General features: G+C 65.1%; 11 protein-coding genes and 1 pseudogene. 4 read left to right on the forward strand and 8 right to left on the reverse strand.

What is annotated here, in order from left to right; all coding sequences use genetic code 11:
* Positions 1 to 48: 48 nt before the first annotated feature.
* Positions 49 to 585: a DUF2059 domain-containing protein gene (locus GGQ64_RS14530; RefSeq protein ID WP_183805516.1), complete on the reverse strand. Its 537-nt coding sequence runs from the start codon at positions 583 to 585 to the stop codon at positions 49 to 51.
* A gap of 18 nt (positions 586 to 603) precedes the next feature.
* On the reverse strand, positions 604 to 1302 hold the full coding sequence (gene rpiA / locus GGQ64_RS14535) for a ribose-5-phosphate isomerase RpiA (RefSeq protein ID WP_183805518.1): 699 nt from the start codon (positions 1300 to 1302) through the stop codon (positions 604 to 606).
* A gap of 209 nt (positions 1303 to 1511) precedes the next feature.
* Between rpiA and GGQ64_RS14540 the strand changes: the two genes are divergently transcribed.
* Positions 1512 to 2198, forward strand: coding sequence for an HAD-IA family hydrolase (locus tag GGQ64_RS14540; protein WP_183805521.1), 687 nt, complete (start codon positions 1512 to 1514; stop codon positions 2196 to 2198).
* Positions 2199 to 2281: 83 nt separating this feature from the next.
* On the opposite strand, the gene GGQ64_RS14545 is transcribed toward GGQ64_RS14540, so the two are convergent.
* Both GGQ64_RS14545 and GGQ64_RS14550 read right to left on the reverse strand, forming a co-directional pair.
* Positions 2282 to 4174, reverse strand: coding sequence for a L,D-transpeptidase family protein (locus tag GGQ64_RS14545; RefSeq protein WP_183805523.1), 1893 nt, complete (start codon positions 4172 to 4174; stop codon positions 2282 to 2284).
* Between the two features lie 336 nt (positions 4175 to 4510).
* The gene (locus GGQ64_RS14550) at positions 4511 to 4696 is read right to left on the reverse strand and encodes a hypothetical protein (RefSeq protein WP_183805525.1); all 186 of its coding nucleotides are present in this window, start codon (positions 4694 to 4696) and stop codon (positions 4511 to 4513) included.
* On the opposite strand from GGQ64_RS14550, the gene fumC reads away from it, so the two are divergent.
* Positions 4690 to 6081 (forward strand): class II fumarate hydratase, encoded by a 1392-nt coding sequence (fumC, locus tag GGQ64_RS14555; RefSeq protein WP_183805527.1) that lies wholly within the window; start codon positions 4690 to 4692, stop codon positions 6079 to 6081. The two genes, GGQ64_RS14550 and fumC, sit on opposite strands and share 7 nt — an antisense overlap.
* A 159-nt stretch (positions 6082 to 6240) precedes the next feature.
* The gene (locus GGQ64_RS14560) at positions 6241 to 7311 is read left to right on the forward strand and encodes a GGDEF domain-containing protein (RefSeq protein WP_183805529.1); all 1071 of its coding nucleotides are present in this window, start codon (positions 6241 to 6243) and stop codon (positions 7309 to 7311) included.
* Positions 7312 to 7658: 347 nt separating this feature from the next.
* On the opposite strand, the gene GGQ64_RS14565 is transcribed toward GGQ64_RS14560, so the two are convergent.
* Together GGQ64_RS14565 and GGQ64_RS14570 are read right to left on the reverse strand one after the other, a co-directional pair.
* Positions 7659 to 8267, reverse strand: coding sequence for a pyridoxamine 5'-phosphate oxidase family protein (locus GGQ64_RS14565; RefSeq protein WP_183805531.1), 609 nt, complete (start codon positions 8265 to 8267; stop codon positions 7659 to 7661).
* Positions 8268 to 8356: 89 nt separating this feature from the next.
* Entirely contained in the window at positions 8357 to 8731 is a 375-nt protein-coding gene (locus GGQ64_RS14570; RefSeq protein WP_183805533.1) for a gamma-butyrobetaine hydroxylase family protein, read from the reverse strand.
* A gap of 201 nt (positions 8732 to 8932) precedes the next feature.
* On the opposite strand from GGQ64_RS14570, the gene moaA reads away from it, so the two are divergent.
* On the forward strand, positions 8933 to 9919 hold the full coding sequence (moaA, locus tag GGQ64_RS14575; RefSeq protein WP_210300276.1) for a GTP 3',8-cyclase MoaA: 987 nt from the start codon (positions 8933 to 8935) through the stop codon (positions 9917 to 9919).
* Here the strand turns inward: moaA and GGQ64_RS28305 are convergent.
* Together GGQ64_RS28305 and GGQ64_RS14580 are read right to left on the reverse strand one after the other, a co-directional pair.
* Positions 9909 to 10004, reverse strand: a pseudogene (locus tag GGQ64_RS28305) (endonuclease domain-containing protein); the annotation flags it as partial. The gene moaA and the pseudogene GGQ64_RS28305 overlap by 11 nt on opposite strands.
* Before the next feature lie 581 nt (positions 10005 to 10585).
* On the reverse strand, positions 10586 to 13117 hold the full coding sequence (locus GGQ64_RS14580) for a methyl-accepting chemotaxis protein (RefSeq protein WP_183805535.1): 2532 nt from the start codon (positions 13115 to 13117) through the stop codon (positions 10586 to 10588).
* Between the last annotated feature and the right edge of the window lie 213 nt (positions 13118 to 13330).

Below are 13330 nucleotides of genomic sequence, written 5' to 3' on the forward strand. Positions count from 1 at the left end.
CCCGGGTCGCTCCGGGCCTTGCAAAACCGATACGGAAGGGCTGTCCCCTTACTGGGGTTGCTGCTGCCCTTCGGCCTTCTTCTGCGCGCCGATCTCGGCTTCGAGCTTCTTGTCGCTGTTGACGGCAAGGTCGCGCGAGATGCCGGCGGCCCAGATGTCGGCGGCCTTCATCACTTCGCGTGCGGCAAGCGGACCGGACTGCAGAAGCTTCTTGCCGGCGTCCGAGCTGTAGAAGGCAGCGATCGCGTTCAGTTCATCGACGGTGAAGGTCTTGGCATAGATGTTTGCGACCTCGCGCTCGAGATCGGCGCGACGCGGCGCGAGCGCCAGTGCCTCGTCGTCGACGGTCTTGTTGATCAGGTCGCCGAAGTTCGGCGAAGACTGGATGAGCGTGCCCTTCAGGCGCTCCGCGATCTGCGGCAGGATGGCGTCGAACTGTCCGGTCGCGTTCAGCGCTGTCATCGCCGCGCGGGCGGCTGTGACCTGTTCCGGCGTTGCGTCCTGTGCCATCACGGAACCCGCGAAGGCGACGGAAGCGACGAGCGTTGCGGCAAGGGTGCGGCCAAAGCCGGCAAGAATGGTCATTTTGGTCATTGCTCCTGTCTAGTTGTCCGCTTTCAGCGTCCGCGCACCTGCCGGCCCGGCAATGATGGCAATCGACGCCATGTTGATGAACAGACCGTGTTCCACGACGCCCGGAATCGCGTTCAAGGCACTTGCCAGCGCCTCTGCATCAGGAATACGGCCAAATGATGCGTCCAGAATATAGTGCCCGCCGTCGGTCGTGAAGATCCCGTCCCCCGACCGGCGCGGTTCGATGGCGCCGGAGAGGCCGAGCTTCGCGGCCAGCTTTTCGATTGCGATTCGCGTGGCGACCATGCCGAAGGGGTTGACCTCGATCGGGAGCTTGAAGGCACCCAGCGTCTCGACCACCTTGGTTTCGTCGGCGATGACGATCATGCGGCTGGACGCGCTTGCGACGATCTTCTCGCGCAGCAGCGCGCCGCCGCCGCCCTTGATCAGGCGCAGTTGGCCATCCACCTCGTCGGCGCCGTCGATGGTGAGATCGAGTTCGGGCAGCTCGTCCAGCGACATCAGCGGAACGTCGAGTTCGACACAGAGCCGGGCCGTCCGCTCCGAGGTCGGAACGCCGACGACCGACATGCCGTTCGCCACCCGTTCGGCCAGCAACCGCACGAACTCGTCGGCGGTCGAACCCGTGCCTATGCCGAGGCGCATCCCGTCCTCGACATAGGAGAGCGCCGCGGCGGCGGCCCTGATCTTCATTTCGCGGGCGTCCATCCGCCTCCAGCTCCTCTAGAAATCCCTGCCGTGGCCCGGCAGATATCCGGATCGACACTTACACGCCATCACGCGGGAACGAAAGCCATATTCGCCCTTGGAAGCGTCCTGCCGCAACAGCGTCCCGGAAGCTGTGCACGCCTTGGCAATTGCATTCGCAGGCGCCATCCCTTACCTCCTTTGCAAGCACCTCAACCGAAGGACACGCCGTGACAGCTCCCCTCGTCGTCTTCGATCTGGACGGAACCCTCGTCGATACCGCCCCGGATCTCGTCAGCAGCCTCAACCACACGATCGGCACCGCCGGCCTCGAGCCGGTCAGCTATTCCGACCTCACCTATCTCGTCGGGCACGGCGGACAGGTGATGATCCGGCGCGCCTTCGAGCTTCGTGGCGGACATCTGTCCGACGACGACCTTCCGGCCATGGTGCAGGTCTTCGTCGACCACTACGGGCAGGGCATGCCGGGCGCATCCGCCCCCTACCCCGGCCTCGTCGCGGCGCTGGACCGGCTGCAGCAGGCGGGCTTCCACCTGGCCGTCTGTACCAACAAGATGGAGGGGCTGGCCCGGCGGCTGCTCGACGGGCTCGGCCTGACGCAGCGCTTCGCCGCCGTCACTGGCGGCGACACCTTTGCCGTGCGCAAGCCCGATGCCGCCCACCTGCTCGAGACGGTTCGCCTAGCCGGCGGCAATGCCGCGCGCACGGTGATGGTCGGCGACAGCCTCAACGACGTGCTGGTCGCGCGCAATGCGGGCGTACCTTCGATCGGCGTTCCCTTCGGCTATTCGGACGTTTCCATCGCCAGCCTGGAGCCCAGCCACGTCATCGACAGCTTTGACGAGCTCCATCCCGAGCTCGTCGAGAGCCTGATCGCCCGAGCCGCCGCAGCCTGACTTTCAAACCAAACGGCCCGCTCCACGAAACTGGAGCGGGCCGTCAGCCGGTCATCTTCTTGCCCGCGAAAAGCGAGGCGTGCTCAGCTCTGTGCCTGACGGGCTTCCCGCGTCGTTTCCATCGCCTTGCGCATGTAGTCGTCGCGGCCGTAGACATCGTCGAAGAACTCGATCTTGCCGTCCTTGTCCGGCCATGCGGTGAAATAGGACACATAGACGGGGATGCGCTCGGGAACGCTGACGGCCTTGTTGCGGCCCTTGGCGATTTCCGCTCCGACCTGGTCCACGCTCGTGCCGAGGACCGCCGCCGCCATCAACCGCGGGTCGGCCAGGCGGACGCAGCCATGGCTCAGCGCACGCATGTCCTTCTTGAAATAGCTCTTGGACGGCGTGTCGTGCATGTAGATCGCATGCGCATTCGGGAACAGGATCTTCAGCTCGCCGAGCGCATTGTCGTCGCCGGGCGGCTGGCGGACAGCCACACCCTTGGTCGAACTCCAGTTGATCTGAGACGAGGAGACCGCACGACCGTTGAGCTCGACCTGATAGCCCATCCGGTCGAGATAGGACGGGTCGGAGCGCAGCTTCGGCAGCATCTCGTTGATGATGATCGACTGCGGCACGCCCCAGTACGGGTTGTACTCGACGGTCTGGATCTCGTCTTCGAAGAAATAGGTCTGGTTCGACTTCGAACCGACGACCACGCGCATGGAGAACTTCTCCGCGTCCTGGTCGTGGTAATAGGCCATGAAGGCCGGCTGGTTGATGAAGACGTAGCGCGCGCCGAGTTCCGCCGGGAGCCAGCGCGCCTGTTCCATGGCGACCTGGACCTTGAAGATCTTGTCGGCAACGCTGTCGCCACCGACCAGGTGCCGGATCGTCGCCTGCCCGACGATCCCGTCCGCCTTCAGTCCGCGCTCCTTCTGGAAGGCCTCGACGAGGGACACGAGTTCCGGGGAATAGTCCGGCGTATCCCTGTAGGCTGCGATCGTCGCCGCCTGCTCGGCCTTCAGCACCTCGGAGGCGTGCCTGACGACGCCCTTGACGATGTTTGCGAGCTCGGGATTGCTCTGGCCGGGCTTCAGCAGCGTCCCGGGCGCGATCACCACCGGCTCGGACGTGCCGCTTTCTGCCTTGAGCGCCTTCAGTTCGGCCTTCAGCGCCTGGAAATGGCTGCCGGAGGGTTCGCGGGTCTTCAGATAGGCCGCGACGTCGGGGCTCATCGACAGGTTCTTCAGCGTCGCGACCAGGTTGACGTTCTTGCGGGCGAAATCATGGTAGCCGGAGATCCGGTTCGGGTTGATGCGCCCGCGCACGGTGTCGAGCACGTAGGTCGCCACCGCCGAGGACATGTTGACCTCGAAGGCGGCGAGTTCCTGGTAGCGGGACACCATGTCGGCGCTGTCGAAGACGGCCGAGGGCACGTCGACGGCGTAGTCCTGCGGATCGAGGCCGGTCGAGGCAGCATCCGCGAGCACCGCGAGTGCGGCGCGCGCGCGTTCGCTGATCTGCCCGCCCGACACCCAGATGAGGCTGGTATTGTGGCTGTAATATTCCTCGACCGCCTTGGCGCTTTCGGCCGGGGCCCGGGCCTTGACCGTGGCGAATTCCCGCCTGATCTCGCCTTCCGGGGTGGGCTGCGGTCCGTTCAGCGCGGCAACGTCAATGGAGCCCGTGACGACCGGATCGGCGAACTTGTCCATCGCGATCGTCTTCAAGGGCTCGGCCTTGTAGGTATAGTAGCTCGGCGCGCTCACGCGCGGCAGCGGCGCGGGCTTGGCGGCAGCCCTTGCGGCCGCGGGAGCGCGGACGGGCGTGTCCACGCCCGGCGGCGGAGCCGGCTCCTGGCGCCTGCGCTTGCCGAACAGAAATTCCAGCAGGTTCGGCTGCGCCGCATAGGCCGGAGCCACGTCGGCGACCGTAACGGCGCAGGTGATCAAGAGCGCCGTGAGCGCCGCGGACTTCTTCAACGTCATAACTGCTTCATTCCCCTGTACCGCCGGTAGTGGCGGCGAACTGGATTGCACCCGACCATGCGAGTCCGGAAACTATAGAATCCGATGGTGAATGAAAAGGAAACGCGTCGTAGCCGCGACACCGCAACCGTACCATTTCGACAGGCAGACCCGAGCGCGTCGATACGTTCAACGACATGAAAGACAACGGGAATCCCGAGCCGTCCGGGCCCATTGCCACAATTTTGCCCCACCATGGCGCCTGCGCCGCCACGAAAATGCGGACAGCTGTGCCGCAATCGCAACAGCGGCGGCTGCGGATCGGGAGCGCGCACGCGCGTGCCGCGCTAATCGATTTTAGCGGACGGAGCCGGAAATTGCGGCACCCACGCCCTTTACAAGGACGGACCTTATGGGCCAGAGAATGCGCCGGATTTCGAGCACGGCGCCACCTTCCGCGCGCCGCCCGGAGACGGCCGCTTCCATGCGGCGGCAGTCGCCGACCGAGAGCGCATGGAGTGACGGCGGGAAGAGAAATGACATCTACGCGTACCGAAACCGATACCTTCGGCCCCATCGAGGTCGACAGCAGCCGCTACTGGGGTGCGCAGGCACAACGCTCGCTCGGCAATTTCAAGATCGGCTGGGAGAAGCAGCCGCTTTCGGTGGTCCGTGCGCTCGGCATCGTCAAGCAGGCGGCCGCGCGCGCCAACGTGGCGCTCGGCCGGCTCGATCCGAAGCTCGGCGAGGCGATCGTCGTCGCCGCCCAGGAGGTGATCGACGGCAAGCTCGACGACCACTTCCCGCTCGTGGTCTGGCAGACGGGTTCCGGCACGCAGTCAAACATGAACGCCAACGAGGTGATCTCCAACCGCGCGATCGAAATGCTCGGCGGCGAGATGGGCTCGAAGAAGCCCGTGCATCCGAACGATCACGTCAACATGAGCCAGTCGTCGAACGACACCTACCCGACGGCCATGCACGTCGCCTGCGGCGAGCGCATCGTCCATCACCTGCTGCCGTCGCTGAAACACCTGCTTACCGCGCTCGAAGCCAAGGTCAAGGCGTTCGACCATATCATCAAGATCGGCCGCACCCATACGCAGGACGCCACCCCCCTCACCCTCGGCCAGGAATTCTCCGGTTACGCCGCCCAGGTCGCCTCCTCGATCAAGCGGATCGAGGCGACGCTTCCGGGCCTGATGGAACTGGCGCAGGGCGGCACCGCCGTCGGCACCGGCCTGAACGCGCCGATCGGCTTTGCCGAGAAGGTGGCCGAGGAGATATCGAAGATCACCGGCCTCGACTTCCAGACCGCGCCGAACAAGTTCGAGGCGCTGGCCGCCCACGATTCGATGGTCTTCTCCCATGGCGCCATCAATTCGGCCGCCGTCGCCCTCTTCAAGATCGCCAACGACATCCGCCTGCTCGGCTCCGGCCCGCGCTCGGGCCTCGGCGAACTGTCGCTGCCGGAAAACGAGCCGGGCTCGTCGATCATGCCCGGCAAGGTCAACCCGACCCAGTGCGAGGCGCTGACGCAGGTCTGCATCCAGGTCTTCGGCAACAACACCTCGCTGACCTTTGCCGGCAGCCAGGGCCATTTCGAACTGAACGTCTACAATCCGCTGATGGCCTACAACTTCCTGCAGTCGGTGCAGTTGCTCGCAGACGCCGCGGTCTCGTTTACCGACAACTGCGTGGTCGGCATCGAGGCCCGCGAGGACAACATCAAGGCGGCGCTGGAGCGCTCGCTGATGCTGGTGACCGCGCTGGCGCCGAAAATCGGCTACGACAACGCCGCCAAGATCGCCAAGACCGCCCACAAGAACGGCACGACGTTACGTGAGGAAGCCGTCGGCGGCGGCTACGTCACGAACGAGGAATTCGACGAGGTCGTCCGTCCCGAAAAGATGATCATGCCAGGCTGAAACGCCTGAAATACCAGCATTTCCCAAGGCCTCGCCGGTTCGCCCGCGGGGCCTTTTTCGTTGCCGGAATTCCTGCGGCGAACACAAGATCGTTAATCGATTCCAAATCTTTTCCCCCTAATTTGACTGATTGAAAGCGAACCCCGACAGGAGCCAGCGTTGAACACTCCCATCGCGCAGAAAGTGCAGGCGCCGGATATCGCCGCGCAGGTGGCCTATGCCATGCGCATCATGGGCGTCGCCCCCATACCCCGCAACTACGAGCTGTTCTACGAGGCCTATATCGGCTCGAGCCCGAAGCTGACACGCGAGGTCGCAGCGCTTGGCAACAGGGCCACGCAGGAGGAGCTCGACCAGATCGGGCGGCAGTTCTTCGGCCACCACCACCGGGCCGAGGCGATCGACGGCGCCCACAGCAAGCTCAGCAGCCAGTTGGAAGGCCTCCTGCAGCTGCTGCGGCAGGAACAGACGTCGCTCGAGAGCTACAACCAGCTGCTCGACGAGACCTACAGCCGCATCGCCAACAAGAACAACACGAGCGCCGAGATCATCCGGGGCGCCATCAACGTGCTATCGACGGCGACCGGCGACACGATCAGCCAGGGCAAGGAGATGGTGGAGACCGTGACGCAGCGGTCGCGGGAGATGGACGTCGTCCGCCGGGAGCTCGATGAGTACAAACGCATCGCCAATACCGATTCGCTGACGCAACTCTCCAACCGCCGCGCCTTCGACGACAGGCTCGCCGCGATCTACGACAACGCGATGCTGCACAACGTCACCGCGCTCGTGCTGGCCGATATCGATCACTTCAAGAAGATCAACGACACCTATGGCCATCCGGTCGGGGACAAGATCCTGGCCTCCGTCGGCAGCATCATCCGCGCCAGCGTGCGCAAGGATGTCTTCATCGCCCGCACCGGCGGCGAGGAGTTCGCGATGATCGTCGAAGGCAACAACCAGGAAGAGGTGATGACGATCGCTGAGCGCATCCGCACCACGCTGGAGCACACCCCGTTCAAGAACTCCAAGACCGGCGTGAACTACGGGCCGATCACGATTTCGCTCGGGCTGTGCATGGCGAGCGAGGCCGACGGCCCGGCCGAACTCTACAGCAAGGCGGACATCGCGCTCTACTGTGCCAAGAACGGCGGGCGCAACCGCACCATGCCCTTCGAGGACGGCATGAAGAAGGACTTCTCCAAGAGCTGGCTCATCTATCGCAAGTAGCCGGCCATCCGGGCGCGCCATGCCGAGGTCCTGCATGGCGGCGTCAGAAAGGGTCACGGACCCTTCGGGAACTCTGGCGGCGCCCTTTCGGCGCCGTTCTCTTTTCTGGCCGGCTGTTCCCCCGGTAACAGCACCAACGCGCGATTGCGCAGATACTCCTCCCGTCGTTCAGGCCCCAAGCAGTTCAGGGCGCCGCGCGGATCCTCCCAAGCGCGTTGCGGCGACCTTTGGAAGAAGCGCTTCACCAATCAGGTGGGGGCCTGGGTGCGTGCCTCCGGTGGAGCTTGTAACGTGTATCCCCGGAGGCACGCCTTCCAGGAACGCCACCCGACCGGGACGGGATTTGCTTACCACATCGTCTTTGCCGCGCGGTCCGGCCACTCGCGATCGTAGGTGTTGCCGTCGAAGCCCTTCTTGGCCGAAGCCAGCATCTGGCCGACGGTCGGCAGGCTCTTCGGATCGTGATATCTGGTCGGGTTCCACAGGTCGGCGCGCATGACCGCGCGGGCGCACTGCGAATAGACCTCCTCGATCGAAATCACCACGACGGCGCGCGGATGGCGGCCGTCCATCTCGAACCGCGACGTGAGTTCCTCGTCGATCCGGACGACGGCGCGACCGTTCAGGCGCATGGTGGTGTTCGAGCCGGGCACGAGAAACAGAAGCGCCACGCGCGGGTCGCGCACGATGTTCGAAAGCGAATCGATCCGGTTGTTGCCGCGCCAGTCGGGCAGCATCAGCGTCCGCTCGTCCTCGATGTGGACGACGGTGCCGGCATCGCCGCGCGGCGAGCAGTCCAGTCCTTCGGGGCCGACCGTTGCGAGCATCATGAACGGCGAGGCTTCGATCATCGTCCTATATTCCGGCAGGAGAAAATCGGTCACCTTGACGAGCGATGCCTCGCCCGGCTCGCCATAGAGGGTGTTCAGTTGCTCGACGGAGGTCACGACGGTCATGGCAGGTCCTCGCAGGGTTGGGCAGGTCTCTCGCAGGGTGGAGTTCGGGTGTCGTTGGCACACGCGCGTGACGTTTGCGTGACGGCTGCCTATCTCGGCTTCTCGGACCGATCGCGAGTCATGCCCTTGTCAGCCAGCTCGCGCTCATAGGCGGCAAAGAGCTCGTCACCCTTCTCGCCCAGTTCGCGCAGGAAGGTCCAGGTGTAGATCCCCGTGTCGTGGAAATCGTCGAAACCGATGCGCACGGCATAGTTCCCGGTCGGCGTCATCGCGATGATGGCGACGTTGCGCTTTCCGGGAACGGTCACCCGCTGTCCCGGCCCGTGTCCCTGGACCTCCGCCGAAGGCGACAGCACCCGCAGCATCTCCGCCGAAAGCTCGAAGCGCTGCCCGTCGTCGAACGCCACCGTCAATCGCTGGCGATCCGGCGATACCCGCAGTTCAGTCGGCCAGTATTCGCTCATCGTCGTCTCTCCCGCTCAATCTCCGCAGCACTAGGCCCGGTGTTCAACTGAGGCAAGCGTCAACTTCGCTTGATCTGCCCGTCAACCCCTTGACGGCAGGCAGCATGGGGACCACATTCCCGGCAATTCAAGAGGATAGACGTGAACAGCTACGTAGGAACGACCGACAGGGTAACGGCGCTCGGCACCTCGGATGCACCGATGATCGATCCGTTCGGGCGCGCCGTCACCTATCTCCGCGTCTCTGTCACCGACCGCTGCGACTTCCGCTGTACCTACTGCATGGCGGAGAACATGACGTTCCTGCCGAAGAAGGACCTTCTGACGCTGGAAGAGCTCGAGCGGCTCTGTTCCGCCTTCATCCAGAAGGGCGTGCGCAAGCTGCGCCTGACCGGCGGCGAACCGCTGGTGCGCAAGAACATCATGTTCCTGGTGCGGCAACTCGGCCGCCACGTCGAAGCCGGCAGGCTCGACGAACTGACTCTGACGACGAACGGTTCCCAGCTTGCCAAGCACGCTGCGGAGCTGGCCGACTGCGGGGTACGCCGCATCAACGTCTCGCTCGATACGCTGAATGCCGACAAGTTCCGCACCATCACCCGCTGGGGCGATCTTTCCAAGGTGATGGAAGGCATCGATGCGGCGCAGGCCGCCGGCATCAAGGTCAAGCTCAACGCGGTGGCGCTGAAGGACTTCAACGACCGCGAGATCCCCGACATGCTGCGCTGGGCGCACGGACGCGGCATGGATCTGACGCTGATCGAGACGATGCCGATGGGCGAGATCGACGAGGACCGCACCGAGCACTACCTGCCGCTTTCGGAGATGCGCGAACGCCTCGCCGAAGAGTTCACCCTGGCGGATATCGACTACCACACCGGCGGTCCGGCCCGCTACGTCACGGTCGCCGAGACCGGCGGGCGGCTGGGTTTCATCACGCCGATGACGCACAATTTCTGCGAAAGCTGCAACCGTGTCCGGCTGACCTGCACGGGCACGCTCTACATGTGCCTCGGCCAGAACGACGCGGCCGACCTGCGGCTGCCGCTGCGCGCCTCCGAGGACGACGCGCTCTTGTCGCAGGCGATCGACGAGGCAATCGGCCGCAAACCCAAGGGCCACGACTTCATCATCAGCCGCAACAACCGCCCAGCTGTCGCCCGCCACATGAGCGTCACCGGCGGCTGAACGGCACGGCCGCCGGCACCTCCCTCTTCTCCCCAGCGGGGAGAAGGTGGCCCGAAGGGTCGGATGAGGGGGGCGGCGCGGCAAGGTCGTGCGGATGCGCCCCCTCATCGCCTCACTGCGTTCGGCACTTCTCCCCGAGGGGAGAAGAGGGAGATCGCCGTCCCGTCGTGTAACGCATCCAGTAATCTCCCGCTATCAGGCCCCAATCGGGATGAGCATCGCTGAGCGGCAGCCCCTGGCTCCCTCTTCTCCCCATCGGGGAAAAGGTGGCCCGAAGGGTCGGATGAGGGGGGCGGCGCGGCAAGGTCGTGCGGATGCGCCCCCTCATCGCCTCACTGCGTTCGGCACTTCTCCCCGAGGGGAGAAGAGGGAGATCGCCGACCCGTCGTGTAACGCATCCAGCAATCTCCCGCTATCAGGTCCCAATCGGGATGAAGCATCGCTGAGCGGCAGCCCCTGGCTCCCTCTTCTCCCCAGCGGGGAGAAGGTGGCCCGAAGGGCTGGATGAGGGGGTGGTGCGGCAAACGCGGCGCTCGCCGCTCACCCTCATCGCTTCGCTCGGCACTTCTCCCCGCTGGGGAGAAGAGGGAGATCGCCGTGATGCGTCCACCAAATGGCAAGCTGGCGAAGGCGGCCGTCTCCCGACAACCGCACCGGCGCGCCCGTTCACGCGGCGTAGTAGCTGCCGGCGGGCGTTTCGAACTCGCCCGTCTTGAACCGGTCGATCTTGCGGTTGAGCAATTCCACGCGGCTGCGCAGGCCGTGGATCTCGGCGTTGTTCTCCTCCACCATCGCGGCATTCTGCTGGGTGATCAGTTCGACCTGGTGCACCGCCTGGTTGACCTCGCTGAGGCCCTCGTACTGGGCGGCGGCGGCCTTCTCGATGTTGCCGACGAGGTCGTGGATGGAGGAGATGTGCTCGTTGATCACCGTCAGCGCGTTGCCGGTTTCCTGCACGAGGGAGACGCCGCTACGGACCTGGGCGGAGCTGTCTGAGATCAGCCCCTTGATCTCGCGGGCCGCGCCTGCGCAACGCTGGGCCAGTTCGCGCACTTCCTGGGCGACGACGGCAAAGCCCCGGCCCGCCTCACCCGCCCGCGCAGCCTCCACACCCGCGTTGAGCGCCAGAAGGTTGGTCTGGAAGGCGATCTCGTCGATCACGCCGATGATCGTGCCGATCTTCTCCGAGGAGCGGTTGATCTGTGCCATCGCCTCCACGGCCTGGGCGACCACCTGGCCGGACTTGATCGCATAGCTGTGCGTCTCGTCGACCGAGGCGGTCGTGCGCTGGGCGCTCTCGGCGGTCGAGCGGACGATGTCGGTGAGCTGGCGCAGCGCGCGCGAGCTTTCCTCCAGCGCCGCCGCCTGCTGCTCGGTTCGCCGGGCGAGGTCGTCGGCCGATGCGGCGAGGTTGCTCGTGCCGCCGTTGATTTCCTGCGTCGTGGCGCGGACGTCCGACAGCGTCGCCCGCAGCGCCTCCACGGCGTTGTTGTAGGTGCGGGCCATGGCGACATACTCGGCCGCCAGCGCCTCGGTCATGCTCTCCTCGAGATCGCCTTCCGCAAGCTTGCCCAGGACGCCGGAAAGCGCGTTGAGCGCCTCCATCTGTTCGGCTTCCACCCTGGCCTGCGCGGCCGCACGCCGAGCCTGCTCCTCGGCCGTCAGCACCCGCTGCGCCTCGGCCTCCTGCTCCAGCCTGACGTTTTCGAGCGCCGAATCGCGGAACACGGCGACGGAGCGCACCATGTCGCCGATCTCGTCGCCACGGTTGCGGCCCTCGATCGACACGTCCAGATCGCCGCTTGCAAGCCGCGACATCACCTCGGTGACGCGCTTCAGCGGGCCCCGCAGCGTCTCGACCAGCATGAGCCCGCCGACGATGGCGAGCAGGGTGCCTGCGACCATGGCGATGATCGAGATGTCGGCTGAGCGTTGGCTGTCGCGCTTGCCGGCTTCCTGGGCGCTGCTGACGAAGGCCTCGAGCGTCTGGCTGGCATCGGCCACCAGCGTGCGGGCCCCTGCCCTGGCCTCGCGCCAACGCTGATCGACGTTGATCAACGCCTGGGAGCCCTGCTCGATTGCGGCAAGGTGCGGCTTCAGCTTCGAAGCCAGGTCGCGCAGCGCGGCGTTCCGGCCGCCGAGTCTGGAAAGTTCGTCGGCGCTCTTTGCGACTGCAGTCAGGTCGGCGAGCACGAACTCGCGGCTTTTCTGGTCGGGCTTGCGGTGCAGCTCGCTGATATGCAGCCGCGTGCGGTCGATCTGCAGGAACGTATCGCCCATCAGCGCGATCAGCGTCTTCAGGGTGCCAATCTCCGTGTCCATGCTGACAAACCGCTTGGCGGCCATGTCCGAATTCTGCTGGGCGGCCTTGAGAAAATCGGCGTCGTACTTGGAAAGCTTCGACAGGATCGGCGTGAAGGCCTGCTTCTTGGCCTCCGCGTCGTCGCTGGCGGCAAGGACCTTCTCGATCTGCGCGATCTCGTTCTTGACGAGGACGAACTGGCCGAGCGCCTTGGCCGAGGCGATCTTCTCGGATTCGCCGAGCTGCTTGAGGAACGGCGGCAGGTAGGTCGTGGCGGCCTTGACCTTGTCCTCCGGCTTCATCGCCAGCGCCACCGGCTTGCGGAACTTGCCGATCCGCTCGGCGAGCCCTTGGTAGGCGGCCGCGTCGAACAGGAGTGTGCGGGCAAATTTTTCCTTCTCGTCGGATTCGCCGCGGATGACGCCGATCTGCTTCTCGGCGAACTGCCCCTCGGCCGTCAGGCCGGCGAGCGCCGCCTCGAGCTCACCCGTGATCCGGTCCTGTTCCTCGCGCACCGACCACAGCGTCTCGGCCTGCGCGCGCATCTGCGGCGGCAGGGCTACGACCGTTGCGATTTCTTCCTTCTCGGCAGCGTCCGGCAATAGCGCGTCCAGGGCGTGGATGCCGCGATCCTGCGCATCGATGCGCTCGACAAGCGCTGTGCGCGCCTCCTCGGTCGGCGCGTCGACGAAATCCTGCAGAGCTGTCCGGAGATACTGGAAATCCGACAGGCTGCTGATCGTCTCGCGCGTCACCGTCATGTGACCGTTGAGGGTCCTGGCGGTGAAGAACCCGACCAGCCCTATGCCGGCGATCAGGACGACGAGCGGGACGACGAAAAGCAGCACCTTGGTGACGATACGTCGGCGCTGCAGCAAGCGATCGATGAAGGACATGGGTTCCCCAGGGTATTGTTCTTGTCCACCTCATACCCGACCGGTGGCCGATTGCTTGCGTCCGCCTCTGTGGCTTTCGGCGCGCTTGGCGCCCGACGGCAAGACAAGCAGGGGCGCGGCCTATTCGCTTCGCGCTCCCGCCACCCGTCGCGTCATGCGATGGGTCCTGTGGGTGACGTTACGATAGGTGTGGATGATTAACGAAACGCGAAA

Origin of the sequence: Mycoplana azooxidifex (genome assembly GCF_014196765.1) — a bacterium.
GTDB classification, from domain to species: domain Bacteria; phylum Pseudomonadota; class Alphaproteobacteria; order Rhizobiales; family Rhizobiaceae; genus Mycoplana; species Mycoplana azooxidifex.

What these genes read in the sequence shown, in the direction of transcription:
- GGQ64_RS14545 (WP_183805523.1), bottom strand. Translation starts at nt 4,174, where the DNA reads ATGACGTTGAAGAAGTCCGCGGCGCTCACGGCGCTCTTGATCACCTGC.
- rpiA (WP_183805518.1), bottom strand. Translation starts at nt 1,302, where the DNA reads ATGGACGCCCGCGAAATGAAGATCAGGGCCGCCGCCGCGGCGCTCTCC.
- GGQ64_RS14570 (WP_183805533.1), bottom strand. Translation starts at nt 8,731, where the DNA reads ATGAGCGAATACTGGCCGACTGAACTGCGGGTATCGCCGGATCGCCAG.
- GGQ64_RS14565 (WP_183805531.1), bottom strand. Translation starts at nt 8,267, where the DNA reads ATGACCGTCGTGACCTCCGTCGAGCAACTGAACACCCTCTATGGCGAG.
- fumC (WP_183805527.1), top strand. Translation starts at nt 4,690, where the DNA reads ATGACATCTACGCGTACCGAAACCGATACCTTCGGCCCCATCGAGGTC.
- moaA (WP_210300276.1), top strand. Translation starts at nt 8,933, where the DNA reads ATGATCGATCCGTTCGGGCGCGCCGTCACCTATCTCCGCGTCTCTGTC.
- GGQ64_RS14550 (WP_183805525.1), bottom strand. Translation starts at nt 4,696, where the DNA reads ATGTCATTTCTCTTCCCGCCGTCACTCCATGCGCTCTCGGTCGGCGAC.
- GGQ64_RS14580 (WP_183805535.1), bottom strand. Translation starts at nt 13,117, where the DNA reads ATGTCCTTCATCGATCGCTTGCTGCAGCGCCGACGTATCGTCACCAAG.
- GGQ64_RS14530 (WP_183805516.1), bottom strand. Translation starts at nt 585, where the DNA reads ATGACCATTCTTGCCGGCTTTGGCCGCACCCTTGCCGCAACGCTCGTC.